The following is a 22,744-nucleotide window of genomic DNA, read 5'->3' on the forward strand; positions in this document are numbered from 1 at the left end:
ATGTATGGAGGGACCCCATGCGCATCGGCAAAGACCTCGTCGCCGCCGCCGCGACCCCGGTCGTGCTCGGCATCCTCGCCGACGGCGAGTCGTACGGCTACGCGATCCTGCAGCGCATCACCGCGCTCTCGGGCGGCGAGCTCGAGTGGAGCGACGGCATGCTCTACCCGCTCCTGCACCGGCTCGAGCGGCAGGGGCACGTGCACTCCGAGTGGCGGCAGGCCGACTCCGGCCGCCCCCGCAAGCACTACCGCCTGAGCGAGCAGGGCGCCGCCGTGCTCGCCGACCAGCGACGGCAGTGGTCGGTCGTCGGCGACGTGCTGAGCAAGGTGTGGCCCGACGACGGCGGCCCGCGCCTGCGCCTCGCGTTCGGGGAGGCCTGACGTGCCGATCGACGAACCCCGCAACCTGCCCGGCGACGTGCCGGCCGGTGCCCCCGGCGCGCCCCGTGACGCACCGGCCGACCTCGACGCGCTCGTCGCCTCGTGGCGCGGGTGGATGCAGCGGCACGACGCCGTGAACGCCGCCGATCTCGACGAACTCGAGAGCCACCTCCTCGACACGGTCGACCACTTCGTCTCGGCGGGCCTGACGGTCGACGAGGCCTTCCTCGTCGCGGTCAAGCGCCTCGGCGGCGTCGACGACCTGTCTCGCGAGTACGCCCGCGAGCACTCCGAGCGGCTGTGGAAGCAGCTCGTGCTGTCGGGCGACGACGACGGGCCAGCCGGCTCGGCCGGGTCGGCTCTTCCCGGCGGCGACGCGGAGGCCGCCGGCCGGCGCCTGCCCTGGTATCGGCGTGCGAACGGGCTGCCCGTCGCGCTGCTGCTCGGCGCCGGCGCCGGGCTCGCCGTCAAGGCGGTCGAACTCGCGACGGGCGATCCCTCGACGGTCGCCCTCAACATCGCCGTCATCGTCCTGCCGTTCCTCGCACTCTGGTTCGCGTGGCGACGCCGGCCGTCGATCGCCGTGCTCGCGATCGTCGGCGTCGTCTTCGCGGGCGTCGGGCTCGCGCTCAACCTCTACCCGTTCATCGGTTCCGAAGCGGACGAAGCGGGCACGACGGTCGCCGCGATCTCGTCGGCGACCGGCATCCTCGCCATGCTCGGATCGATCGTGGCGCTCTGGCTCGCCACCGGGCTCGCGTACGTCGGCGACGACTGGCGCGACGAACGCGCCCGCATGGACTTCGTGCGGTTCAGCGGCGAGTGGTTCGTCTACTACGTGCTCATCGCGCTCGGCGGCGGGGCGCTCTCGATGCTCACCGTCGCCGTGTTCGCATCGATCGGCGTCGACGTGATGCCGTTCGTCGGCGAATGGGTGCTGCCGCTCGGGGCTGCAGGCGCGGTGCTCGTCGCCGCCTGGCTCGTCGGCGCGAAGCAGCGCGTCATCGAGAACATCGCGCCCGTGCTCACGAAGGTCTTCACGCCGCTGTTCACGATCATGATGCTCGCGCTCGTCGTGGCCGCGCTCGTGCAGTGGAACCTCGTCGACGCGAGCCGCGACCTGCTCATCGCGTTCGACGCCGTGCTCGTCGTGGTCGTCGGGCTCCTCGTCTACTCGATCTCGGCGCGCGACCCGCTGCTGCCGCCCGGCTGGTTCGACCGCCTGCAGGCGCTCATGCTCGCGACGGCGCTCGTGCTCGACGCGATCGTGCTCGTCGCGATGCTCGCACGCACGGGCGAGTTCGGGTTCAGCGCGAACAAGACGGCCTCGCTCGGCCTCAACCTGATCCTGCTCGTGAACCTCGTGTGGGCGCTGCGCCTGCAGCTCGGGTTCCTGCGGCGGCACACCGGGTTCGCGGCGCTCGAACGCTGGCAGACGACGCTCCTGCCGGTGTACTTCGCGTGGGCGGCGATCCTCGTGGTCGTGTTCCCGCCGGTGTTCGGGTTCGCCTGAGCGGGCTCGGCGACGGGCCGGACGCAGCACCACGACACCACCTGACCTCGTCCGGCCGACCGACTGGTCGGCCGGACGAACTGTCAGGGCTGCGACCCCGAACCGATGGTTCGTCCGGAACTTCGCGCACGTTTTGCCCCGGCCGCTCGGCGGTGGCTTGAATGGGCCGAGCGCGACGTCGCGCAGAACGTGGAGGTCTCATCGGTGAGTACGGCGACAGCGCCCGGTGGCGCAACGGGATCGGTCGAGATCGACCGCGTCACCAAGCGATACGGCGACCAGACGGCGGTCGACGCCCTGAGCCTCACGATCGAGCCGGGCGAGTTCATCTCGCTGCTCGGCCCGTCCGGCTGCGGCAAGACCACGACCCTGCGCATGATCGCCGGCTTCGAGCAGCCCGACGGCGGTGACATCCGCATCTCGGGCACCTCGGTGCTCGGGCGCCCGCCGTACAAGCGCGACGTCAACACGGTGTTCCAGGCCTACGCACTCTTCCCGCACATGTCGGTCGCCGAGAACGTCGCGTACGGCCTGCAGCAGAAGCGCACGCCGAAGGCCGAGATCCGCGAGCGCGTCGCCGACGCCCTCGACCTCGCCCAGATGCGCTCGTTCGCCGACCGCAAGCCGACCCAGCTCTCGGGAGGCCAGCAGCAGCGGGTCGCCCTCGCGCGCGCCCTCGTCAACCGCCCCTCGGTGCTGCTGCTCGACGAGCCGCTCGGCGCGCTCGACCGGCAGCTGCGCGAGGAGATGCAGGTGGAGCTCAAGCTCCTGCAGTCGCAGCTCGGCATCACCTTCGTGTTCGTCACCCACGACCAGGGCGAGGCGCTCTCGATGAGCGACCGCATCGCGATCATGCGCAAGGGCCGCATCGAGCAGCTCGCCGACCCCGACTCGATCTACGCCAAGCCCGCGTCGGCGTACGTGGCGGGCTTCGTCGGCCAGCAGAACTTCTTCCGCGGCGAGGTCGCCGGTCACGGGCAGGCCGTCGAAGCGGCCGAGGCGATCGTCGCCGCGGCCGCGCCGGTCGACGGCGGCGTCCGTGCGGGTGCGGCCGGTGTCGCCGCGGTGCGTCCCGAGTTCGTGCGCCTGACGAAGGCGGATGCCTCGGCCAACGGCGACCGCCGGGTGAACGCCGTGCACGGCACGCTGCTCGGCGTCTCGCACCTCGGCGAGACGATGCAGTACCTCGTCCAGCTGCAGGGCGACCGCACGCTCATCGCCCGCCGCCCGACCCCCGAGGCACCCGCGATCGCCGTCGGCGACCGGGTCGCCTGCGAGTGGGAGGCCGCCCACGTGCTGCTCTACCCCGACGACGCCGAGGCCGGCGTGGTCTCGCTCGACGACCCGGTGCCGACCGCGGCGTTCTCCGCCGAGGCCGTGCAGTGACGGGCCCCGACGGCGGCCTGCGCATCCTCGCGCACCGCTCGGCCGCCCGCACGATCGGACGCGAGATCTCGCGTCGCCGGTTCCTGAGCTTCGCGGCCGCCGCGAGCTCGGTGGGGCTGCTCGCCGCGTGCGCGCCCACCGCCGCGGCGACCTCGAAGGCGCCGCAGGCGACGGGCGGACCCCTCGAGCAGAAGCTCTCGATCTTCACGTGGGGCGACTACGACGCTCCCGAGGTGCTCGAGGAGTTCACCGCCACGGTCGGGCCGAAGATCACCGTGTCGTCGTTCAGCTCCAACGAGGAGATGGTCGCGAAGCTCGTCGGCGCACGCGGCACGTCGGGCTACGACCTCGTCGTGCCGACGGGCCCCTTCGTGCAGCCGATGGCCGACCACGGCCTGCTCGAGCCGCTCAACCACGACCTCATCCCGAACCTGAAGCACATGGACCCCGAGTTCCTCGGCCGCACGTTCGACCCCGACAACCAGTACTCGATCTGCAAGGCGTGGGGCACCACCGGGTTCGTCTACGACACCGAGGTGATCCAGCGCGAGCTCACGGACTGGAACGACTTCATCGACGCAGCGCAGAACGAGGCGAGCGGCAAGACGAGCCTCCTCGACGACCCGGCCGAGCTCACGGGCCTCTACTTCTGGGCGAACGGCATCGACTGGAACACCACGAACCCCGACGACCTCGACGCGGCCGAGGCCTTCCTCGTGAACGAGCTCGCCCCGCACCTCTCGGCGTTCGATTCGAACCCGGGCTCCGGCGCGATCCCGCAGGGCACGCAGGCGCTCATCCAGGCCTTCAACGGCGACGCCCGGCTCGGCATCCTCGAGACCACGAGCCGCCCCGAGCGATGGAAGTGGGTGCTCGGCTCCCCCGCGACCGAGCTGTGGATGGACAACTGGGCCATCCCGGCCGGCGCCCCCTCGCCCGAGGCCGCGCACGCGTTCATCAACTGGGTGCTCGAGCCCGAGAACGCCCTCGCCGAGGTCGACTACATCGGCTACCACACGGGCGAGGCCGACATCCGGGCGGCCGCCGAGGAGGCCGGCGTCGAGATGCTCGACCTCATCTTCTTCGACCCCGACCAGCTCGCGACGATGCACGAGGGCGAGCTCACGAGCGCCCAGGAGCGCATCGTGCAGATCGCCACGAAGGTGAAGGCGGCCGCCGGTGCGTAAACACTCTGGAATCCTGCTCGCCCTGCCGGCCTGGCTGTGGCTCGTCTGCTTCTTCGTCGTGCCGGTCGCGATCGTCGTCGTGTTCAGCTTCGGCGAGAAGCCCGACATCTTCTCGACGCACTCGCTCGAGCACCTCTCGTTCGACCGGTACGCCGAGGTGTTCACGCCCGCGTTCTTCACGACGTTCCTCAACACGCTGTGGATCGGCCTCGCGGGCACGGCGATCTGCCTCGTCATCGGCATGCCGGTGGCGTACTGGATGGCCGTCAAAGTGCGCCCCGAACGCCGGGGCCTGCTCGTCGCGCTCGTCATGGTGCCGTTCTGGACGAACTTCCTCGTGCGCACGATCGGCTGGCAGATCCTGCTCGCCCCCGAGGGCTGGCTGTCGACGCTCGCCCAGGGCATCGGGCTGCCGGCGTTCGAGATCCTGAACACCCGCCAGGCGGTGCTGCTCGGCGTCGTCTACAACTACCTGCCGCTCATGATCCTGCCGCTGTTCGTCGCGTTCGACCGCGTGAGCGGGCCGTTGCGCGAGGCGTCCGCCGACCTCGGCGCCCCGAAGTGGACGACGTTCTTCCGCATCACGCTGCCGCTCGCGCAGCCCGGCATCATCGCGGGCGTGCTGCTCGTGTACATCCCGCTCATGGGCGACTACATCACGGCGACCGTGCTCGGCGGCGCGAAGGGCAACATGGTCGGCCAGCTCGTCGCCGGGCAGTTCCAGACGGCGCTCAACTGGTCGCTCGGCTCGGCGATGGCGGTGGTCCTGATCGGCATCATCCTCGTGTCGGTCGCGATCGGCGCCGGCATCGTCTGGCTCGTCACGCTGCCGGCCCGCAGCCGGAACCGGCTCGTGCTGGGCCCAGCGCAGCCGGCCGGTGCACGCGCCGTCACCGCCCCCGCCGTCGTGGAAGGAGCCGGCGCATGAGCCGCCCGTCGACCCGCAGCCTCTCCGACCGCGCCTTCGGCGTGTGGGGCGTGCTCGTACTGATTTTCCTGTTCCTGCCGATCGCGGTCGTCATCGCCTCGTCGTTCAACGTCGGGCGCCTGCTCGTGAGCTGGGACCACTTCGGCTTCGACTCGTTCCTCGCGCTCTTCCTGAAGCCCGCCGTGCGCGACGCGGTGCTCGTGTCGGTGTGGACGGGTCTCATCGCCGCCCTCGTCGCGACGCTGCTCGGCGCACTCGCGGGCCTCGCGATGGCGCGGCATCCCGGCCGCTGGCAGCTCTGGCTGCTCGGGCTCCTCCTCCTCGTGTCGGTCACGCCCGAGATCGTCGACGCGGTGTCGCTGCTGCCGTGGATGGTGACCCTCGGCCAGGACGCGGGCATCGCGATCTTCAACGACGGCATCGTGCGACTCGTGATCGGCCACTCGCTCTTCTCGGTCGCGGTGGTCGCGTACCTCGTGCGGGCACGCCTCATCGGCCTCGACGCGAAGCTCGAGGAGGCGTCGGCCGACCTGTACGCGACGCCCGTGACCACGTTCCGCCGGGTGACCCTGCCGCTCGCGATGCCCGCCGTGCTCGCCGGGTTCCTGCTGTCGTTCACGCTGAGCCTCGACAACACCGTCATCGCGGCGTTCGTGAGCGTCTCGGGTTCCACCCCGTGGCCGGTGTACGTGCTGAGCGCGCTCCGCAGCGGCCTGCGCCCCGAGATCGCCGCGGTCTCGACGATCATGCTCGTGCTCACGCTCGCGGCGCTCGCGCTCGTCGGCTACGTGCTCAAGCGCGCGGGCGACTCGGCGGCCGACATCGCCCGCACGATGAGCGGCGGCTGAGCCGCAGGCGGCCCGGATGCCTCGGCCTCGCGCCGCGGCATCCGGATCGCCGAACTTCGCACGACGCGGCAGCGGGGCGCACCGAGTGGTGCGCCCCGCTGCTGCGTTGCCGTGCGGTCGTCGCGTTACGCGCAGACCGTGGTGAGCTCGGTGATGCTCTCGGTGAGCGCCTGGATGTGGTCGCTCATGGCCGAGATGTCGGCGTTCGCCGGGTCGGCGAGCATGCCGTCGACGTACTCGACGTACTCGTTCATCGCGGTCGCCGCACCGTCGACGGCGGGCTTGACGTCGGCGTTGCCGATCTGGTCGGCGGCGTCGCTGACCTTCGACTGGGCGCCCTTGAAGGCCTCGAGGGCGGCAGCCGGGTCGCTCGTGTCGACCGACGAGAGCGACTCGAGCTCGGAGAGGGTGCCCTTGACGATCTCGCAGGCCTCCTCCTTGCTCTGGTCGGCCGGCGCGGCTGCGGCCTCGCCCTTCGAGTCGGCCTTGGCGCCGTCGGAGCCCGAGCCGCCGGCGGCGCAGCCCGTGAAGAGCAGCGCGAGCAGTGCGAACGAGGCAGCGGCGAGCGGACGTGATGCAGTCATCTGTGATTTCCCCTGATTTCGGTACCGAGTCGTTCCCGGTCCCCCGCTCCATCCAAGCAGGCGCCTCCGACAGCACGAAATGGGGACGGGTGCCCATGCGTACCATTCATCGTGAGGTCAGGGGTAGCGGGCGGTGAGCGCGGCGCCGACCCCGGCGAGCGCGACGCGCAGGCGCTCGGGCTCGACCACCTCGCACGCGCTCGCCCACCCTGCGAGGCGGCGCACGAGCACGGTCTCGCTCGGGGCGGTGACGCGCAGGCGCACTCGACCGTCGGGCTCGGCGGCGTCGGCCGGCTCGACCGACGTCGCCGGCTCGGCGCCGAGCCAACCGCGGAACTCGGCGGCGACACCCGCATCGACGAGCACGACCGCCTCCGCCCGGCTGCGAGCGCTGCGCGCTGCATCGCGCAGCTCGGCCCACGCCGCGTCGAGGTCGAAGTCGGCGGGCGGCTCGAACCGATCGGCGAGCGCCTCGACGTCGGCCATGCGATCGACGCGGTAGCTGCGCCGCTGCCCGGCTGCCGACGACCCCGTCGCCGCGCGAGGCGACGGCCCCGGGGCATCCGCCGCCGGTTCGCCGATCAGGTACCAGGTGCCCCGCGTGTCGATGAGGCCGAGCGGACGGACGCGCCGGGCGGTGGGCTCGCCGCCCCACCGCGTGTACTCGAACCCGACGACGCGTCGTTCGAGCACGGCCGCCTGCAGCGCCGCGACGGCCGCCGGCGGCCGGTTCGCCGGCGCGTCCCACCCGCCCGAGTCGACGACGATCGACTCGGCGGCGGCCTCCGCCTCGGCGCGGAAGGTCGCCGGCAGTGCCCGCAGCACCTTGCGCAGCGCCGACCGCGCCGCCTCGCTCTCGCCCGCGCGCGGCCCGAAGAGGAGGAACAGGGCACGTGCCTCGGCCGCGGTGAACCCGCTGAGGTCGGTGCGGCCCTCGCCGAGCAGCTGCCAGCCGCCGCCGCGGCCGGGCTGCGGGTAGACGGGTATGCCGGCGGCCGAGAGCGCCTCGAGATCGCGGCGCGCCGTCGCGACCGAGATCTCGAGCTCCTCGGCGAGCTGCCTCGCGGTCACGCGACCGCGTGCCTGCATGACGAGGAGGGTGGCGACGAGCCGATCTGCGCGCATGTTCCGATTCTCGTCGCAAAAGTAGTCAGAAGGTGAGCACTTCTGCGTTCGATCATGGATTCATCAGGGCGACGACGGGTCGCCGGAGACACGAGGAGAAGCACATGCTGCGAGGCATCGCCACCATCAACTGCTACGTCGACGACCCCGCCGCGGCCGCGGCCTGGTACACCGAGGTGCTCGGCATCGAGCCGTACTTCAACCGCCCCGGCCCCGACGGCCGTGCGGCGTACGTGGAGTTCCGCATCGGCGACCACCAGCAGGAACTCGGCTTCATCGACCGCCGCTTCGCCCCCGAAGTCCTCGCGGGCACGGCCGGCGCACCGGGCGGGGCGATCATGCACTGGCACGTCGACGACCTCGAGCAGGCCGTCGCGCGGCTCACCGAGCTCGGGGCGACGCCGCTCCTGCCGATCACCGAGCATGGGCCCGGCTTCGTGACGGCATCGTTCGTCGACCCGTTCGGCAACGTGCTCGGCGTCATGACGAACGTGCACTACCTCGAGATGCTCGATTCGGGTGCCGGCGAGGCGGTCGGCGCTACCGGGCGTCCGTGAGCACCGCAGTGAGGCGGGTGAGCGCAGCGACGACCTGCCCGGGGCGCTGCCCGCGATCACGGCGCAGGTGCGCGTAGGCCTCGGGCGCGAGCGGTGCCAGCAGCACGTCGGGCAACGCGGTGTCGTCGACGCCCGCCTGACGGAGTTGCGCGGCGACGAACATCCGCCAGAAGCCGTAGGCGCCCGTCGCGAACCTCGCGGCACCCTGCTCGGCCCCGAGTGCGAGCGGGAGGTGCTGCTCGAGCAGTTCGACCATGGCGCCGTAGAACGCGGCGAGACGGTCGGCGGGCGCCGCGCCGGGGCCGAGCGGGGGCGGGCCGTCCAGCAGGCGGGCCTGCAGCGCGCGCTCGTGTTCGTCGAGCAGCGCGACCGCAACCGAGGCCACGTCGGGGTATCGGCGATAGAGCGTGCCCCTGCCGACGCCGGCCGCCTCGGCCAGTTCGGACATCGTCAGATCGGGACCGCGCTCGGCGAACAGGCGCTCGGCCGCGTCGAGGATGCGGCGGCGGTTCGCCGCGGCGTCGGCGCGCTCCGCGGGCGGCGGCTCGATCAGGGGATCCATGCATCCGAGTCTAAGTGGACGCCGTGTCCGATTCGTGTGGCAGACTCAAGTGGACACATTGTCCACTTGTGAAGGAGAGCCATGTCGCCCCACACCATCGCCGAGCCGGCCCCGAGGCCGGTGACCCCGTGAGCGTCGGCTGGATCGCGGTCATCGCCGCGGGGCTCCTCGAGATCGCCTGGGCGCACAGCATCCGGCTCACCGAGGGCTTCACGAAGCTCGTTCCCACGATCGTGTGCGGGGTGCTCACCGTCGCAGTGCTCGCCCTGCTCGAACTCGCGATGAAGTCGGTGCCCGTCGGCACGGCCTACGCCGTCTTCGTCGGCATCGGCGCGATCGGGACGGCGCTCGTCGGCATGTTCTGGCTGCACGAGCCGATGAGCCTGCTCCGCGGGCTCGCACTCGCACTCATCGTGGGCGGCGTGGTGCTGCTGCGCCTCACGGACACGTCGGCATCGGCGGCGTGAGCCCCGATGCCGACGTGGCGGCCCGCTCGGGACGCACCGGCCCGGTGGGCCTCGACCGACGCCCGATCAGGCGGCGGATGCCTCGTCACCGACGAGCTCCGCGACGACGTTCCCGTGCACGGGCGTCCAGCCGAGCGCGCGGGCCTTCGCACCCGACGCCCGCTGGTCGAGCAGCAGGGCGTCGGCGAACGTCGCGCCGAGTCGCGCGCGCGATCGCTCGGCGCCCTCGGCGACGACACCCGTCGCGTCCCCTCGGGCGACGACCGCCTCGGCGAGCGTGCGCACCGTCGTCGGCGAGCCGTCGGACGCGATGAGCCGGCCGAGACCCGTCTCGTGCTCGACCGCGAGCCGGTAGAGGCGCGCGAGATCGTCGACGTGCACCCACGTCCAGTGCTGGTCGCCGTCGCCGACGAGCTCGACGCGGCCCGCGTCGTCGCGCGGGGCATCGACCACGAGGCTCGCGAGTCCACGGTCACGGCCGTAGACGACGCCCGGCACGATGACCGTCACCGAGCCGGATGCCGCGAGCAGGCGCTCCTCGATCGGCACCCGCCACGCGACGAGCTCGGGCGGGTTCGGCGTCGCGTCGTCGGCGAGGTCGTCGCCCGCGCCGTAGGCCCAGATGCCGCCCGTGTGCACGTAACGCCGGCCGGTGCCGTCGAACGCCGCGAGCACCGCGTCGACGATCGCGGTGTCGAAGGCGGCAGCGTCGGTCGCAGGCGCCGCGGTGTGGATCGCCGCGTCGACGCCGGCGAGCTGCGACGCCAGCCACGCGGCATCCATCAGCTCGCCCACCACCGCGGTCGCCCCGTGCGCCCGCGCCTCGTCGGCCGCCCGTTCGCTGCGAACCGCCGCGACGACGTCGTGCCCTGCGCCGACGAGCTCTGCGAGCACGGCCGACCCGATGTATCCGGTTGCCCCGGTCAGTAGAATCCTCATGCCCGAGACGCTACGGACGCGTCGCCGGTTACTTCAACGGAAGTTCCCTCGAGGGAACCGCACCAGCCACGGGGGTCCGATGTCCGAACCGAACGCGATCGTCGACGAGCCCCGCGACGTGCTCGCGCCCGACTGCCCCAGCCGGGTGATCTTCGGGCGCATCGGCGAACGATGGACGATGCTCGTGATCCTCGCACTGTCGCGCGCCGGCACGCTGCGCTTCACCGAGCTGCGCGCTCGCGTCGGCGACGTCACGCCGAAGGTGCTCACCGAGACGCTTCGCGCGCTCGAGGGCGACGGCCTCATCGAGCGCCGGGCGTACGCCGACTCGCCGCCCCGCGTCGAGTACTCGCTGACGCCCCTCGGCGAGTCGCTGCTCGAGCCGATCGGCGCGATGCGCGACTGGGCCGAACGGCACGTGCCCGAGGTGCTCGCCTCACGCGAGCGCACGCTCGGCTGACCTCGTCGGAGCGACTCGCGGCCATCCGACGCTACGGTGGGCGAGTGACCCATGCGCTCCTCATCATCGACATCCAGCAGGACTACTTCGCCGGCGGACGTCACCCGCTCGTCGGCCCCGACGAGGCGGCCGCAGCCGCGGCTCGCCTGCTCGCCGCGTGGCGCGAGCGCGGCGAGCCCGTGGTGCACGTCCAGCACGTGTGGGACTCCCCGGACGCCGAGTTCTTCCAGCCGGGCACCCCGGGCATCGAGATCCACCCGCTCGTCGCGCCGCAGGCCGACGAGCCCGTCGTCACCAAGGAGCACCCGAACTCGTTCCTCTCGACCGACCTCGCCGAGCGTCTCGACGCGATCGCGGGCGGCGCGTCCGGCGAGCCGGTCGAGCCCGCCGCGCCGGTCGAGCTCGTCGTCGCAGGCATGATGTCGAGCATGTGCGTCGACGCGACGGTGCGCGCCGCCGCCGACCTCGGCCACACGGTCACCGTCGCGCACGACGCGTGCGCCGCGCCCGACCTCGAGTTCGACGGGCTCGTCGTGCCCGCAGCCCAGGTGCACGCCGCGTTCATGGCTGCACTCGGCGACGGCTACGCAACGGTCTCGAGCGCCGACGAGATCATCGCCGGCGATTAGCATTCTCGGAATTCTTCGAGATCGGAGCATCCGAAATCGGGATCTGAGCCCTGCTTTGAACGGTCGATTTGCAGAACTTCAGCCATTGTTCCGTTTGTGAGAACCGCGCACGCGTGCGAGCATCGATGGCATGATCACCGCCGATCGACTCGACCAGCGTCACGACCCCCGCCCCGAACCGACCGCGGTCGACGCCGCCTCGCTCGAATCCGCGTCGACCGACGTCGACGCGCTCACACTCGGTCGTCGCATCCGCGACCGCCGCACCGCCCGCGGCATGACGCTCGGGCAACTCGCCCGGGCCGTCGACCGTGCACCGAGCCAGGTGAGCGCCATCGAGAACGGCAAGCGCGAGCCGCGCCTGTCGATGCTGCGCACGATCGCCCTCGCCCTCGGCACCACCGTCGACGAACTGCTGCGCGCCGACGCGCCGAGTGAGCGCGCCGCCCTCGAGATCGCCGTCGAACGTGCCCAGCGCGGCCCGGTGTTCGCCGCGCTCGGCCTCGACCCGTTCCGCGTCGCGAAGACGATGAACGACCAGACCCTGCAGACGATCCTGGCGCTGCACAACGAGATCGACCGGCTGCACCGCGAACGCGCGGCGACCCCCGAGGAGGCACGGCGCGCCAATGCCGAGCTCCGCGCGGAGATGCGCGCCCGCGACAACTTCTACCCCGAGCTCGAACTGAAGGCGGCCGAGCTCCTCGACGCCGTCGGGCACACCGGCGGGCCTGTGTCGCACCAGCTCGTCGCCGACATGGCCTCGCACCTCGGCTACTCGCTGCACTACGTGGGCGACCTGCCGCACTCGACCCGCTCGGTGACCGACAAGCGCAACGGCCGCATCTACCTGCCGACGCAGCAGTCGCCCTCGCGCGACTCGCGCTCACCCATCCTGCAGGCGCTCGCGAGCCACCTGCTCGGCCACGAGGAGCCCGCGAGCTACGGCGACTTCCTGCGCCAGCGCATCGAGACGAACTACCTCACCGCGGCCATCCTGCTGCCCGAGCAGGCCGCCGTGCGCTACCTCACCGAGGCGAAGAACCTGCGCCGCATCTCGATGGAGGAGCTGCGCGACCATTTCGCCGTCTCGTACGAGACGGCCTCGCACCGGTTCACGAACCTCGCGACCGCCCGGCTCGACATCCCCGTGCACTTCATGAAGGTGCACGAGTCGGGCACGATCATCAAGGCGTACGAGAACGACCGGGTGCGCTTCCCCTCCGACGCGCTCGGCGCCGTCGAGGGCACCACCGTGTGCCGCAACTGGACGGCCCGCACCGTCTTCGACGTGGAGGACCGGTTCAGTCCCTGGTACCAGTACACCGACACGCCCTCGGGCACGTTCTGGTGCACCTCGCGCATCGAGAAGGCGAAGGAGGGCGAGTACTCGGTCTCGGTCGGCGTGCCGTTCGAGCACGTCAAGTGGTTCCGCGGTCGTGAGACACCGCACCGTGCGGTTTCGCGCTGCCCCGACCCCGCCTGCTGCCAGGCTCCCGCGGGCCTGGCCGAGAAGTGGGCGGATGCCTCGTGGCCGGCCGCCCGCACCCCGACGTCGCTGCTCGCGGCGCTGCCGACGGGTACCTTCCCGGGCGTCGACCAGACCGAGGTCTACGAGTTCCTCGAGCAGCACGCGCCGGCCGCCGCTCTCGCCGCCGACTGACCAGAACGCCCCGGGCGGACCGGCACGAGGCCGGCCCGCCCGGGGCGCTGGTCGAGTCCGCTCAGGCGGCGGCGCGCTTCAGTTCGCGGCCGTGCACCGTGAGGGCGTAGATGACGAGGATGTCGAGCACGATGAGGATGATCGACAGCCACGGCTGGGCGGGGATCATGAACAGCTGCCCGATGGCGTTCAGGATCGCGAGGATGATCGCGATGACGCGCGCCCACGTCGCACCGCCGAAGAGGGCGAGGGCCGTGATGATCAGCAGCGCGCCGATCACGATGTGCCACCAGCCCCACCCGGCGACGTTCATCATGAACAGGTTCTCGCTGGTGAGGAAGTAGGCGGTGTCGGGCCCGATGACGGCCATGAGGCCGTAGATCGCGTCGAAGATGCCGGCGATCAACAGCACGATCGCGGCGAAGTATCCCCAACCGACCCAGCCGGTGGTTTCGGTGTCGCTCATTTCGTTTCCTCCCTGTGGGGTACGGTGCCCGGCGTACGACAGGGGTGTCGCGCGTCGCATCCGTTCGAGCAAACGCTAGCGAGCAGCGAATCACACAGGCATCACTCAGGTTAAGTGATTCCGGCCCGATCGCCCGCGGGGCGGATCAGAGGCGGCCGATGCCCGTGACGATGACGAAGACGCCGATCACGAGGAGGATCAACCCCGTGACGGTGCGGCTGTGGCGCGCCATCCACTCGCGCATGGCCGTGAGCTTCGGCGCGGTGCGTGAGGGCGAGACCTTCGCGGCGATGATCGGCACCGCGACGGTCGAAGCGCCCAGCACGATGAAGACGACGAGCACGATCGCCGTCTGCCCCGTGGTCAACTCGGCGCCGCGCACCGAGAGCGCAGCGGCGACGATGAGGAGCAGGCTCTTCGGCCGGAGGTTCAGGACCGCACCGAGCGCGAACCCCTCCCAGGGACCCAGCCGGTTCATCGACGCGAGCCACTTCGGCGGCTCGTCGGAGGCGACGCCGGGCTTGCGAAGGCGGCCGATCGCGGCGACGGCGATGATGAGCACGCCGACGACGATCTCCGCGATGCCGACGGCCTCGTTCGGCTTGCGACCCGATCCCTCGCGAGGCAGAGCCTCCGCGAGTACCGTGCAGCCGATGACGAGCGCCGTCATGCCGACGAGCCAGCCCGCCAGGAACGGCCCCGACAACCGCTCGGCATTGGGCGAGAGCAGGATCGTCAGCGTGACGAGGATCGGCACCGAGCTCGCGGCCACGGCGATCGCGATCGGCACGACATGGACGAGGGCTTCAAGCACCCCGCTCATGCCGCACCGATCGCAGATTCAGTTCTCGCCTCGTCCAGACCGCTCAGGCCCTTCCTCGCTCGTCTTCGGGCGGAGAATCACGCCTTGGCCGGAAGCCTATACGCGATGTGCACCCGGCCGATGTCGCCGTCGAACGCGAACGGCATCTTGTCGGCGTACGCCCGCGAGACGGCACCGCCGTACGCGCGGCCGATGTCGAGGCAGTCGTTCGCCGAGAAGAGCAGCGGGGCGCTGATCGGCACCGTGCCCGAGCCGACCTCCGCCCCGTTCACGCGCAGCACCACGCTGAGCGGTCCGCCGGGGCGGGGCTCGACGTAGTTCGTCTCGATCTCGATCGTGACGTCGCCGGCCGGCAGCGGCTCGGACGCGGCGATCTTCGTGCGCTGTACGAGGAACAGGTTGTACTCGTAGTTGAGCACGCCGTCCTCGACGTACGCCGTCAGGCCGCCGCCCGCGCCGCCGAGCTTGTAGAGCACGCCGTTCGCCGTGTCGCCGACCTTCGCCTCGATGGTGACGAGGTTCGGCTTGTTGCCGAGTGCAGGGGCGACGAACTCGGGCATGCGCACCGTGTCGGCCGTCATCTCCCACTCGGAGTACGGCGACGAGATGCGCAGCTCGGGGTGGTAGACCGGCACCCACAGACCGCCGCCGACGGGCAGCACGTCGTTCTTCGCCGCCTCGATCGCGAAGCTCTCCTTGAGGGCTGCGAGCTTCTCGGGATGCTCCGCGGCGAGGTCGTGGGCCTGACTCCAGTCCTCGTCGAGGTTGTAGAGCTCCCACTTGTCGTCGTCGGGGGTCCAGGTGGCGATCCCGGGAGGGGCGCCGGGCACCCACGGCAGGCGCGGCCCGGTCGTCGACGCCATCCAGCCGTCCTCGTAGATCGAACGGCTCGCCATGATCTCGAAGTACTGCACGCGGTGCCGACCGTCGGCCGCCTTGTCGTCGATCGAATAGGCGAAGCTCGTGCCGTCGATCGGGTCCTGGTGGATGCCGTTGACCGTCTCGGGGTGCGAGATGCCGAGGATCTCGTAGATCGTCGGTGCGACGTCGATCACGTGGTGGAACTGCGTGCGGGGCTCGGGGTCGTGCTCGATGTGCCCCGGCCACTGGATGAACATCGGGTTGCGCGTGCCGCCGAGGTGCGAGGCCATGAGCTTCATGCCCTGGTACGGCGTCGACCCCGCCCAGGCCCACGCGGCGTGGTACTGGTTGTCGGTCGCCGGCGTGCCGAGCGCGTCGAGCCCGCCGAGCTCCTCGAGTGCGGCGATGTGCTGGTCGATCGTCGTCGGGATCATGTTCTGCGCGAGCAGCTCGGAGATCGTGCCGTTCTGGCCCTCGCCCGACGAGCCGTTGTCGCCCCAGATGTAGATGACGATCGTGTTGTCGAGGTAACCGAGGCGCTCGACCTCGTCGATCAGGCGGCCGGCCTGCACGTCGGCGTGCTCGCCGAACCCGGCGCACACCTCCATCAGGCGACGCTGGAACGGCTTCTGGTGGTCGGGGATCTCGTCCCAGCCCTGCAGCGACTCGGGCCGCGGGGTGAGCTCCGCGTCCTCCGGGATCCAGCCGGCGGCCTTCGCACCGGCGTGCGCTTCTTCGCGGTAGGCGTCCCAGCCGTCGTCGAAGACGCCGGCGTACTTGTCGGCCCACTCCTTCATGATGTGGTGCGGGCCGTGGATCGCGCCGGTCGCCCAGTACATGAAGAAGGGCTGGTCGGGCGCGAGCGCCTTGTGGTCGCGCAGCCAGGCGATCGCGTCGTCGGCGATGTCCTCCGAGAGGTGGTAGCCCTCCTCGGGCGTCTTCGTCGGCAGCACGCTCGTGGTGTTGCGCACGAGGTTCGGCTCGTACTGCGAGGCCTCGCCGGCGAGGAAGCCGTAGAAGTACTCGAAGCCGTTGCCGGTCGGCCAGTTGTCGTACGGCCCCGCCTTCGTCGTCTCCTCGGCGGGCGTGTTGTGCCACTTGCCCCAGGCCGCGGTCGAGTAGCCGTAGTTGCGCAGCACCTCGGCCATCGTCGCGCTCGACTTCGGGATGTGCCCCGAGTAGCCGTCCCAGTCGTTCGCGAGCTCCGCGATCTGGCCGGCGCCGACCCGGTGGTGGTTGCGCCCGGTGAGCAGCGACGCACGCGTCGGCGAGCACATGGCCGTCGTGTGGAACCGGTTGTAGCCGAGGCCGTTCTGACGGATCCGGTCGAGCGTGGGCGTGTTCACCTTGCCGCCGAGCGGCGCGGGAAGCGCGGGACCGGCGTCGTCGATAAGGACGACGAGCACGTTCGGCGCGCCCTCGTTCAGGTGGCGCTCGGGCGGCAGCGGCGCGTACGTCGACTCGGCGAGCGTACGACCGGCGAAGCTGCCGGACGGCTTGGGCGGGAACGGGAGCGTACGCGCGGGGGGCAGCTGGGCCCCGATCACGGAGTTGCTGTTCTCGTCGGGCATCGTGATGTCTCCTCTTGCGTCTTCGGCCCGGCTCAGCCGAGCAGCTTCGCCTTGGCGGCTTCGAACTCGGCATCGCTCAGGATGCCCTGGGTCTTCAGGTCGGCGAGCTTCTGCAGCTCGGCGACGACGTCGGTGCCGCCCGCGGGTGCGGGGGCCGCGGCCGGCGCGGGCGGCGGCGGCGCGTACTGCGGTTCGGCGTACTGCTGCTGCGCAGCCTGCTGCTGCATCTCGTACTGCTGCGCCTCGTACCGCTCGTCGGCCTTGCGCTGCTGGTGCCGCATGACGCCGCCGCTCACGGCCGTCGCCGTGCCGGCGACCACCGCGGTGCGGGCGGCCATCCCGATGAGTCCCGGTCGTCCGAACCTTCTCAACAGTGGCATCTTCGTTCCTCCCCCTTACCGGTCGTCGCGCGCTTCAGCGACGACCGCGTTGACCACCGGCGCGGGGATCCGCACCGAATCGACGACGGCTCCGCCGGCCGCCAGCAGGCGGCTGGCGAGGTGCCTCGCCCACACGAGCTCGACGACGAGCAGCAGGGCGGATGCCCCGACCGGGAGTCGTCCGCCGAGTTCGTGCACGTCTTCTTCGCCGACGAGGCCAACGCCAGCGAGCTCGATCTCGCCGAGCGTGATGCCCGACTCGTCCAGCTCCAGGAACTCCACACCCTCCTCGGTGCGCGACACGTGCACCAGGTCGAGCAGTCTGACCGTGCCGGCCTCGACGAGGTCGAGCACCGCCTCGATCACACCGGCGTCGGGCGCATCGCCCTCATAGGCGGCGAGCACCAGCTCCACCGGCCCGAACTCGAGATCATCCATGAATCGCGCCCCCTCGGCGTCTCGGCCCGGAGCACTGCACCCCGGCGGTCGGGCGCGCGGAAGCACGCCCGGGTTCCATCGTGCTGAGCGCGTCGGCGGCCTGCATCACGCAGATCGCGTGATGAGCCGCGGCATCCACGTTCGCGTGATCTGCATGATGCGTGGAGCCGTGTCGAACGATGTAATCGAATGCATCGAGAGGAGCACCCGACATGGACCACATCGAAGTGCTGCGCCGGCTGGCCCTCGCCGACGACCGACTCTCGAGCGACGCGTTCACGGAGCAGGCGCCGAGCCCGCTCGAGGCGAAGCCGGTCGCGATCGCACGCCTGGCCGCACTCGTCGGCGTCGGCGGCACCGACGCCTCGTTCGCGGCGACGGCCGACGCCGCCGTGCGCGCCGGAGCCTCCGCCGAAGAGCTCGTCCACGTGATCATCTGCACGGTGCCGGTCGTCGGCGTGCCGAGGGCGGTCGCTGCGGCTCAGCACCTCTCGGTCGCGCTGGGACTCGATCTCGAGACGTTCGTGAGCGACGACGCGTGACCGTCATCCGAGCAGGCCGAGCTCGCCGGCCCGCTCGACGGCCGCACCGCGCGTCGTGACCTGCAGCTTGCGGTAGATCGACCCCACCTGCGAACTCACGGTGTTGCGCGACACGAACAACCGCTCGCCGATCTCGCCGATCGTCAGGTGCGTCTGCAGGTAGGGCAGCAGCCGCAGCTCCGCGGGCGTGAGCGGGGAGTTGCCGAGCATCTCGCGCGACTGCTCGAGCGAGCCACGGAACTCGGCGACCTCGTCGACCAGGGTGCCGAGGCCGGGCCGCGCCCGGATCAGCTCGTCGATCTCCTGCAGCAGGTGGGCGGCGGTCGGCGTCCGGCCGAGCGCGGCGAACGCACGTGCGAGTTCGAGCCGCACCTTGACGGCGAACACCGGCATCACGTGCGTGCACAGGCCTCGATCGCGCATGACGCTCGCAAGCAGGCCCTCCGCGGTCTCGAGGTCGCGCCTCTTGATCGCGATGCGGGCGCTCACGGCGAGGGCGAGCATCGTGGTCGCGTACCCCTGCATGCCGCTCGCGGCGATGACGCCGCGCGCGCGGTCCGCGTGGGTCGCGGCATCCGCGATCGCCCCCCGCTCGAACGCGATGATCGCGAGCTCCGCCTCGCTCAGGATGATGGTGTCGGAGTTGCCGAACAGTTCGGCCTGGGCCGTCGCCCGCTCGAACAGCTCGACCGCCCGGTCGACGTCGCCGCCGAGCAGCGTCGTCCAGCCGACGAGATGCAGCGCCTGGTCGCGCCAGATGCTCGACGCCGACTCCTCGCCGAGCGCGTACTCGGCGTCGGCGGTCGCCGACGCCAGGCCCTCGCGCCACATGATGACCCGCACCATCGCTCGCGCGGACTCGAAGCGGGGAAGCCCGAACTCGGGGGCCCGGCGTAGTCGATGCCGTCGAACAGCCTCGCCCACCGGTCGGCCTCCGCCGCCTGCCCGGCGAGGATGGCGCGCAGGCCCGCGTGCACGACGAGCGGCGGGAAGGAGGCGATGGCCTCGTCGCCGAGCTCCTCCATCCACCGGGTCAGGGCGGCGAGATCGCCGGCCTGATACGCCGTCAGGCCGCGCTCGGCGACGAGCCGCACCGACTGCTCGTGGTCGCCGGCGGCGAGCAGGTGCTCGATCGCCAGGTGCACGTGGTCATGCGTCTCGCACCACTTCGCGGCGCGGCGATGCAGGTCGACGTCGGCGCCGGGCTCGGCCCGGTCGAGCTCCGCGACCAGGAACTCGCGGAACAGCTGGTGGTAGCGGTACTCGCCGCGGCGCCGGTCGACCGGCACCAGGAAGAGCCCCCGCCGCTCGAGCTCGCGCAGCCGGGCCCGGGAGTCGTTGCGCTCGAGCACCGCGTCGCAGCATCCGGCCGAGAGGTGTTCGAGCAGCGCGGTGCGCCGCAGGAACGCCTGGTCGTCGGGGTCGAGTGCCGAGTAGCACGCACGATAGAGGTAGTCGGCCACGAACCGGTCGTCGCCGCCGACCTCGACGGGGTCTCCGCCGTCGCGCGCGACGAGCGCGGCGAGCGTGATGCCCGTCGGCCACCCCTCGGTGTGCGCGACGAGCCGCTCGAGCACCTCGTCGTCGGCGCCGACGTCGAGCACGTCGAACACCCGCCGGGCGTCGTCGAGGTCGAGTCGCAGGTGATCGGCGCCGATCTCGACGACGTCGCCGCCGAGGCGCAGGCGCGAGAGGAACGGCGGCACGTGCCGGCTCGCCATCACGACCTGCGAGCCGAGCGGAATCCGGCCGAGGGCGACCTCGAGGACGTCCTGGCAGTCGGGCGAACCGGCCTCGTGCACATCGTCGAGCACGAGCACGAACGACGTGCCGACGTACTCGATCGCCGCGGCGAGCATGGGTGCCGCTCCGCCGAGCACGGCACGTCCGGTCATGGGCAGTGCGACGACCGCGGCGAGCCGCTCGTCACCCGGCATCGCCTGCTCGAACGCGACCGCGAGCACGTTGACGAGGGCGGCCGGATCGTCGTCGAACCGGTCGAGCGAGACCCAGACGAGGGCGCGATCGTCGACCTCGGCCCACTCGCGCAGCAGCGTCGTCTTGCCGTAGCCGGCCGGAGCCACGAGGCTCACGAGGGGAGCGTGCGAACGGCGCGCACGATCGATGAGTCGGCGTCGGCTCACGGTGGCACCGTGCGCTCGAGCCGGGGCGAACTTCGGCACGTGCCCGTCGAGCGGGGTCGGCCGCTCGATCATCGAGACGGCTTCCGGACCCGCTCCCGATGACGTTTCCCCCACGGCCGTCAAACCGTCCATAGGTGGGAGTCTATGCACGGATGGGGGACATCTCGGCACGACATCTCGCAGAATTCAGGGCCTTGCCCCACGAACGGGGGGTACGCTGACTTCCGCGCCGGCACGGGCCGAAATCCTGGCCGACCGGCGTCGGCACGGGGCGTGGTCCGGCGGACGCGTGCGGCGCCGCAGGGCCGCCGGACAAGTCGTTCGGCCGCGCGGCCAGATCCCGACACACGCCGGTGGCGACCGAGGCCCGACGCCGTCAGGATGGATGACAACCAATCGCATCGGAGTGATACCCCGTGGGCACCACCGTCTTCGAACGACGCACCCCCAGTCCATCCGTCATCGAGCACTCGCTCGCCGGCACCGGTCACTCGGTGTTCTGGCGCGACGACCTGCCCGACACCCTCAAGCCGAAGCGGCCGAAGCTCGCCGGCACGAAGGTCGCAGAGCTCGTCGTCGTCGGCGGCGGCTACACCGGCCTGTGGACCGCGCTCCTCGCGAAGGAGCGCAACCCCGACGCGCGGGTGGTACTCGTCGAGGCGAAGCGCATCGGCTGGGCGGCCTCGGGTCGCAACGGCGGCTTCTGCGAGGCGAGCCTCACCCACGGCGACGAGAACGGCCAGGCGCGCTGGCCGAAGGAGATGGAGATCCTCCACCGCCTCGGCATGCAGAACCTCGACGAGATCGAGGCCAGCGAGGCGAAGTACGGCATGGACTTCCAGTTCGAGCGCACCGGCCAGCTCGCCCCCGCCATCGAGGAGCACCAGGTCGAGTGGCTGCGCGACTGGGCCGACGAGGCGGCGAAGCACGGCGAGGGCGACGACGTCGTGTTCCTCGACGAGGCCGCGGTACGGGCATCCGTCAACTCGCCCACCTATCTCGCAGGTGTGTGGGAGAAGCGCACCAACGCCATGGTGCACCCGGCGCGCCTCGCCGCCGAGCTCGCCCGCGTCGCCGAGGAGCGCGGGGTCGAGATCTTCGAGAACTCGCCCGTGCGGAGCCTCGAGACGCCCGGGTCGACGGGCGCGGTCAGCGTCGTCACCCACGGCGGCCGCGTCGACGCGAAGCACGCCGTGCTCGCGACGAACGTATTCCCGTCGCTGCTCAAGCGCAACCGGCTCATGACCGTGCCGGTCTACGACTACGTGCTCATGACCGAGCCGCTGTCGGCCGAGCAGCTCGCCTCGATCGGCTGGAACGACCGCCAGGGCATCGGCGACATGGCGAACCAGTTCCACTACTACCGTCTCTCGAAGGACAACCGCATCCTGTTCGGCGGGTACGACGCGATCTACCACTACGGCCGCAAGGTGCGCGAGGAGTACGAGAACCGTCCCGAGACGTGGCAGAAGCTCGCGAGCCACTTCTTCACGACCTTCCCGCAGCTCGAGGGCCTGCAGTTCAGCCACCAGTGGGCGGGCGCGATCGACACGTCGACGCAGTTCACCGCGTTCTTCGGCACCGCACGCGACGGCCGGGTCGCCTACGCCCAGGGCTTCACCGGTCTCGGCGTGGGCTCGACGCGCTTCGCGGGCGAGGTCATGCTCGACCTGCTCGAGGGTCGCGAGAACGAGCGCACGACGCTCGAGATGGTGCGCAAACGCCCGCTGCCCTTCCCGCCCGAGCCCGCGGCGGCCATGGGCATCAACGCGACGCGCTGGTCGCTCGACCGAGCCGACCACAACCGCGGCAAGCGCAACGTGCTGCTGAAGACGCTCGACGCGCTCGGCCTGGGGTTCGACTCGTGAGCGCCGACGGGCAGGACGACGTGCTGCGGCTTCTCGCCGGTGCGGTGACGGATGCCCCGGGGCTGGCGCTCGAGCACGAGCCGGTGCCGGCCGACCAGGTCGTCGCGGGCAGCCCGACGACGGCGTACCTCGCCCTCGACGAGTCGGCGGCGGGCGAGATCGGCGTGTGGGAGATGTCGGTCGGCGCGATGCGCGACGTCGAGGTCGACGAGGTGTTCGTCGTGCTCGCGGGCGCCGCGACGGTCGAGTTCGAGCACGTGCCGTCGACGGGCCGCCCCGGCGACCCGATCGTGCTCGCACCGGGAGCCGTCGTGCGCCTCGAGGCCGGCATGAAGACGATCTGGACGGTCCGCGAACCGCTCCGCAAGGTGTTCATCTCGCGCTGAGGCGCGTTCCACGTTTCAGGATTCAGGTTTCAGG

At 71.2% G+C, this 22,744-nt stretch carries 25 protein-coding genes; 14 read left to right on the forward strand and 11 right to left on the reverse strand.

Going from position 1 to position 22,744, the window contains the following annotated elements:
• The first annotated feature begins 17 nt into the window (after window positions 1–17).
• From MUN74_RS05520 to MUN74_RS05545, 6 genes are all read left to right on the forward strand, one after another.
• Window positions 18–383: a PadR family transcriptional regulator gene (locus tag MUN74_RS05520; RefSeq protein ID WP_244855428.1), complete on the forward strand. Its 366-nt coding sequence runs from the start codon at window positions 18–20 to the stop codon at window positions 381–383.
• Window position 384: 1 nt separating this feature from the next.
• Window positions 385–1,896, forward strand: a complete 1,512-nt coding sequence (locus MUN74_RS05525) for a permease prefix domain 1-containing protein (RefSeq protein WP_244855429.1) — start codon at window positions 385–387, stop codon at window positions 1,894–1,896.
• A 204-nt stretch (window positions 1,897–2,100) separates the two neighbouring features.
• Window positions 2,101–3,282 (forward strand): ABC transporter ATP-binding protein, encoded by a 1,182-nt coding sequence (locus MUN74_RS05530; protein WP_244855430.1) that lies wholly within the window; start codon window positions 2,101–2,103, stop codon window positions 3,280–3,282.
• Window positions 3,279–4,469 carry a polyamine ABC transporter substrate-binding protein gene (locus MUN74_RS05535; protein WP_244855431.1) on the forward strand — a complete coding sequence of 397 codons (1,191 nt, stop codon included), beginning with the start codon at window positions 3,279–3,281 and terminating at the stop codon, window positions 4,467–4,469. Before MUN74_RS05530 ends, MUN74_RS05535 begins: the two co-directional genes overlap by 4 nt.
• Complete coding sequence (locus MUN74_RS05540) at window positions 4,462–5,397, forward strand: ABC transporter permease (protein WP_244855432.1); 936 nt, start codon at window positions 4,462–4,464, stop codon at window positions 5,395–5,397. The genes MUN74_RS05535 and MUN74_RS05540 overlap by 8 nt, the downstream gene beginning before the upstream one ends.
• Window positions 5,394–6,245 carry an ABC transporter permease gene (locus MUN74_RS05545; protein ID WP_244855433.1) on the forward strand — a complete coding sequence of 284 codons (852 nt, stop codon included), beginning with the start codon at window positions 5,394–5,396 and terminating at the stop codon, window positions 6,243–6,245. Before MUN74_RS05540 ends, MUN74_RS05545 begins: the two co-directional genes overlap by 4 nt.
• Before the next feature lie 125 nt (window positions 6,246–6,370).
• Here the strand turns inward: MUN74_RS05545 and MUN74_RS05550 are convergent, their stop codons facing one another.
• Both MUN74_RS05550 and MUN74_RS05555 read right to left on the reverse strand, forming a co-directional pair.
• A complete protein-coding gene (locus tag MUN74_RS05550) occupies window positions 6,371–6,829 on the reverse strand; it encodes a hypothetical protein (RefSeq protein WP_244855434.1) in 459 nt (152 codons plus the stop codon).
• A gap of 117 nt (window positions 6,830–6,946) precedes the next feature.
• Window positions 6,947–7,954 carry a helix-turn-helix transcriptional regulator gene (locus MUN74_RS05555; RefSeq protein ID WP_244855435.1) on the reverse strand — a complete coding sequence of 336 codons (1,008 nt, stop codon included), beginning with the start codon at window positions 7,952–7,954 and terminating at the stop codon, window positions 6,947–6,949.
• A gap of 104 nt (window positions 7,955–8,058) precedes the next feature.
• Here MUN74_RS05555 and MUN74_RS05560 point away from each other — a divergent pair, with 104 nt between their 5' ends.
• Window positions 8,059–8,511, forward strand: coding sequence for a VOC family protein (locus MUN74_RS05560; protein WP_244855436.1), 453 nt, complete (start codon window positions 8,059–8,061; stop codon window positions 8,509–8,511).
• Here the strand turns inward: MUN74_RS05560 and MUN74_RS19255 are convergent.
• Complete coding sequence (locus tag MUN74_RS19255; RefSeq protein ID WP_305038265.1) at window positions 8,495–9,073, reverse strand: TetR/AcrR family transcriptional regulator; 579 nt, start codon at window positions 9,071–9,073, stop codon at window positions 8,495–8,497. The two genes, MUN74_RS05560 and MUN74_RS19255, sit on opposite strands and share 17 nt — an antisense overlap.
• Window positions 9,074–9,201: 128 nt before the next feature.
• Here MUN74_RS19255 and MUN74_RS05570 point away from each other — a divergent pair, with 128 nt between their 5' ends.
• Window positions 9,202–9,540 carry a DMT family transporter gene (locus tag MUN74_RS05570; RefSeq protein ID WP_244855437.1) on the forward strand — a complete coding sequence of 113 codons (339 nt, stop codon included), beginning with the start codon at window positions 9,202–9,204 and terminating at the stop codon, window positions 9,538–9,540.
• A 66-nt stretch (window positions 9,541–9,606) separates the two neighbouring features.
• Here the strand turns inward: MUN74_RS05570 and MUN74_RS05575 are convergent, their stop codons facing one another.
• Window positions 9,607–10,479 (reverse strand): NAD-dependent epimerase/dehydratase family protein, encoded by an 873-nt coding sequence (locus MUN74_RS05575; RefSeq protein WP_244855438.1) that lies wholly within the window; start codon window positions 10,477–10,479, stop codon window positions 9,607–9,609.
• Between the two features lie 79 nt (window positions 10,480–10,558).
• On the opposite strand from MUN74_RS05575, the gene MUN74_RS05580 reads away from it, so the two are divergent.
• From MUN74_RS05580 to MUN74_RS05590, 3 genes are all read left to right on the forward strand, one after another.
• Window positions 10,559–10,939: a winged helix-turn-helix transcriptional regulator gene (locus tag MUN74_RS05580; RefSeq protein ID WP_244855439.1), complete on the forward strand. Its 381-nt coding sequence runs from the start codon at window positions 10,559–10,561 to the stop codon at window positions 10,937–10,939.
• A 44-nt stretch (window positions 10,940–10,983) separates the two neighbouring features.
• Window positions 10,984–11,568, forward strand: coding sequence for a cysteine hydrolase family protein (locus tag MUN74_RS05585; protein ID WP_244855440.1), 585 nt, complete (start codon window positions 10,984–10,986; stop codon window positions 11,566–11,568).
• Window positions 11,569–11,698: 130 nt separating this feature from the next.
• Window positions 11,699–13,231: a helix-turn-helix transcriptional regulator gene (locus MUN74_RS05590; RefSeq protein WP_244855441.1), complete on the forward strand. Its 1,533-nt coding sequence runs from the start codon at window positions 11,699–11,701 to the stop codon at window positions 13,229–13,231.
• 61 nt (window positions 13,232–13,292) lie between these two features.
• Here MUN74_RS05590 and MUN74_RS05595 read toward each other — a convergent pair whose 3' ends face one another.
• The 5 genes from MUN74_RS05595 to MUN74_RS05615 form a co-directional block, all read right to left on the reverse strand.
• Window positions 13,293–13,697 carry a DUF7144 family membrane protein gene (locus tag MUN74_RS05595; protein ID WP_244855442.1) on the reverse strand — a complete coding sequence of 135 codons (405 nt, stop codon included), beginning with the start codon at window positions 13,695–13,697 and terminating at the stop codon, window positions 13,293–13,295.
• 145 nt (window positions 13,698–13,842) lie between these two features.
• Window positions 13,843–14,520 carry a GAP family protein gene (locus MUN74_RS05600; RefSeq protein WP_244855443.1) on the reverse strand — a complete coding sequence of 226 codons (678 nt, stop codon included), beginning with the start codon at window positions 14,518–14,520 and terminating at the stop codon, window positions 13,843–13,845.
• Between the two features lie 77 nt (window positions 14,521–14,597).
• Window positions 14,598–16,952 (reverse strand): arylsulfatase, encoded by a 2,355-nt coding sequence (locus MUN74_RS05605; protein WP_244855444.1) that lies wholly within the window; start codon window positions 16,950–16,952, stop codon window positions 14,598–14,600.
• Between the two features lie 32 nt (window positions 16,953–16,984).
• Window positions 16,985–17,332 carry an SHOCT domain-containing protein gene (locus MUN74_RS05610; RefSeq protein ID WP_244855445.1) on the reverse strand — a complete coding sequence of 116 codons (348 nt, stop codon included), beginning with the start codon at window positions 17,330–17,332 and terminating at the stop codon, window positions 16,985–16,987.
• Between the two features lie 15 nt (window positions 17,333–17,347).
• Complete coding sequence (locus tag MUN74_RS05615; RefSeq protein ID WP_244855446.1) at window positions 17,348–17,770, reverse strand: DUF6325 family protein; 423 nt, start codon at window positions 17,768–17,770, stop codon at window positions 17,348–17,350.
• 212 nt (window positions 17,771–17,982) lie between these two features.
• Here MUN74_RS05615 and MUN74_RS05620 point away from each other — a divergent pair, with 212 nt between their 5' ends.
• Window positions 17,983–18,312, forward strand: coding sequence for a carboxymuconolactone decarboxylase family protein (locus tag MUN74_RS05620; protein ID WP_244855447.1), 330 nt, complete (start codon window positions 17,983–17,985; stop codon window positions 18,310–18,312).
• Window positions 18,313–18,315: 3 nt separating this feature from the next.
• Here the strand turns inward: MUN74_RS05620 and MUN74_RS19345 are convergent, their stop codons facing one another.
• Both MUN74_RS19345 and MUN74_RS19350 read right to left on the reverse strand, forming a co-directional pair.
• Window positions 18,316–18,837 (reverse strand): helix-turn-helix transcriptional regulator, encoded by a 522-nt coding sequence (locus MUN74_RS19345; protein ID WP_454665268.1) that lies wholly within the window; start codon window positions 18,835–18,837, stop codon window positions 18,316–18,318.
• A 98-nt stretch (window positions 18,838–18,935) separates the two neighbouring features.
• Window positions 18,936–20,528, reverse strand: coding sequence for a winged helix-turn-helix domain-containing protein (locus MUN74_RS19350; protein ID WP_454665265.1), 1,593 nt, complete (start codon window positions 20,526–20,528; stop codon window positions 18,936–18,938).
• Window positions 20,529–20,872: 344 nt separating this feature from the next.
• Here MUN74_RS19350 and MUN74_RS05630 point away from each other — a divergent pair, with 344 nt between their 5' ends.
• Entirely contained in the window at window positions 20,873–22,324 is a 1,452-nt protein-coding gene (locus MUN74_RS05630; protein WP_244855449.1) for an NAD(P)/FAD-dependent oxidoreductase, read from the forward strand.
• Window positions 22,321–22,710, forward strand: coding sequence for a cupin domain-containing protein (locus MUN74_RS05635; protein WP_244855450.1), 390 nt, complete (start codon window positions 22,321–22,323; stop codon window positions 22,708–22,710). Before MUN74_RS05630 ends, MUN74_RS05635 begins: the two co-directional genes overlap by 4 nt.
• Window positions 22,711–22,744: the final 34 nt, after the last annotated feature.

The organism is Agromyces sp. H17E-10 (genome assembly GCF_022919715.1).
Lineage (GTDB): Bacteria > Actinomycetota > Actinomycetes > Actinomycetales > Microbacteriaceae > Agromyces.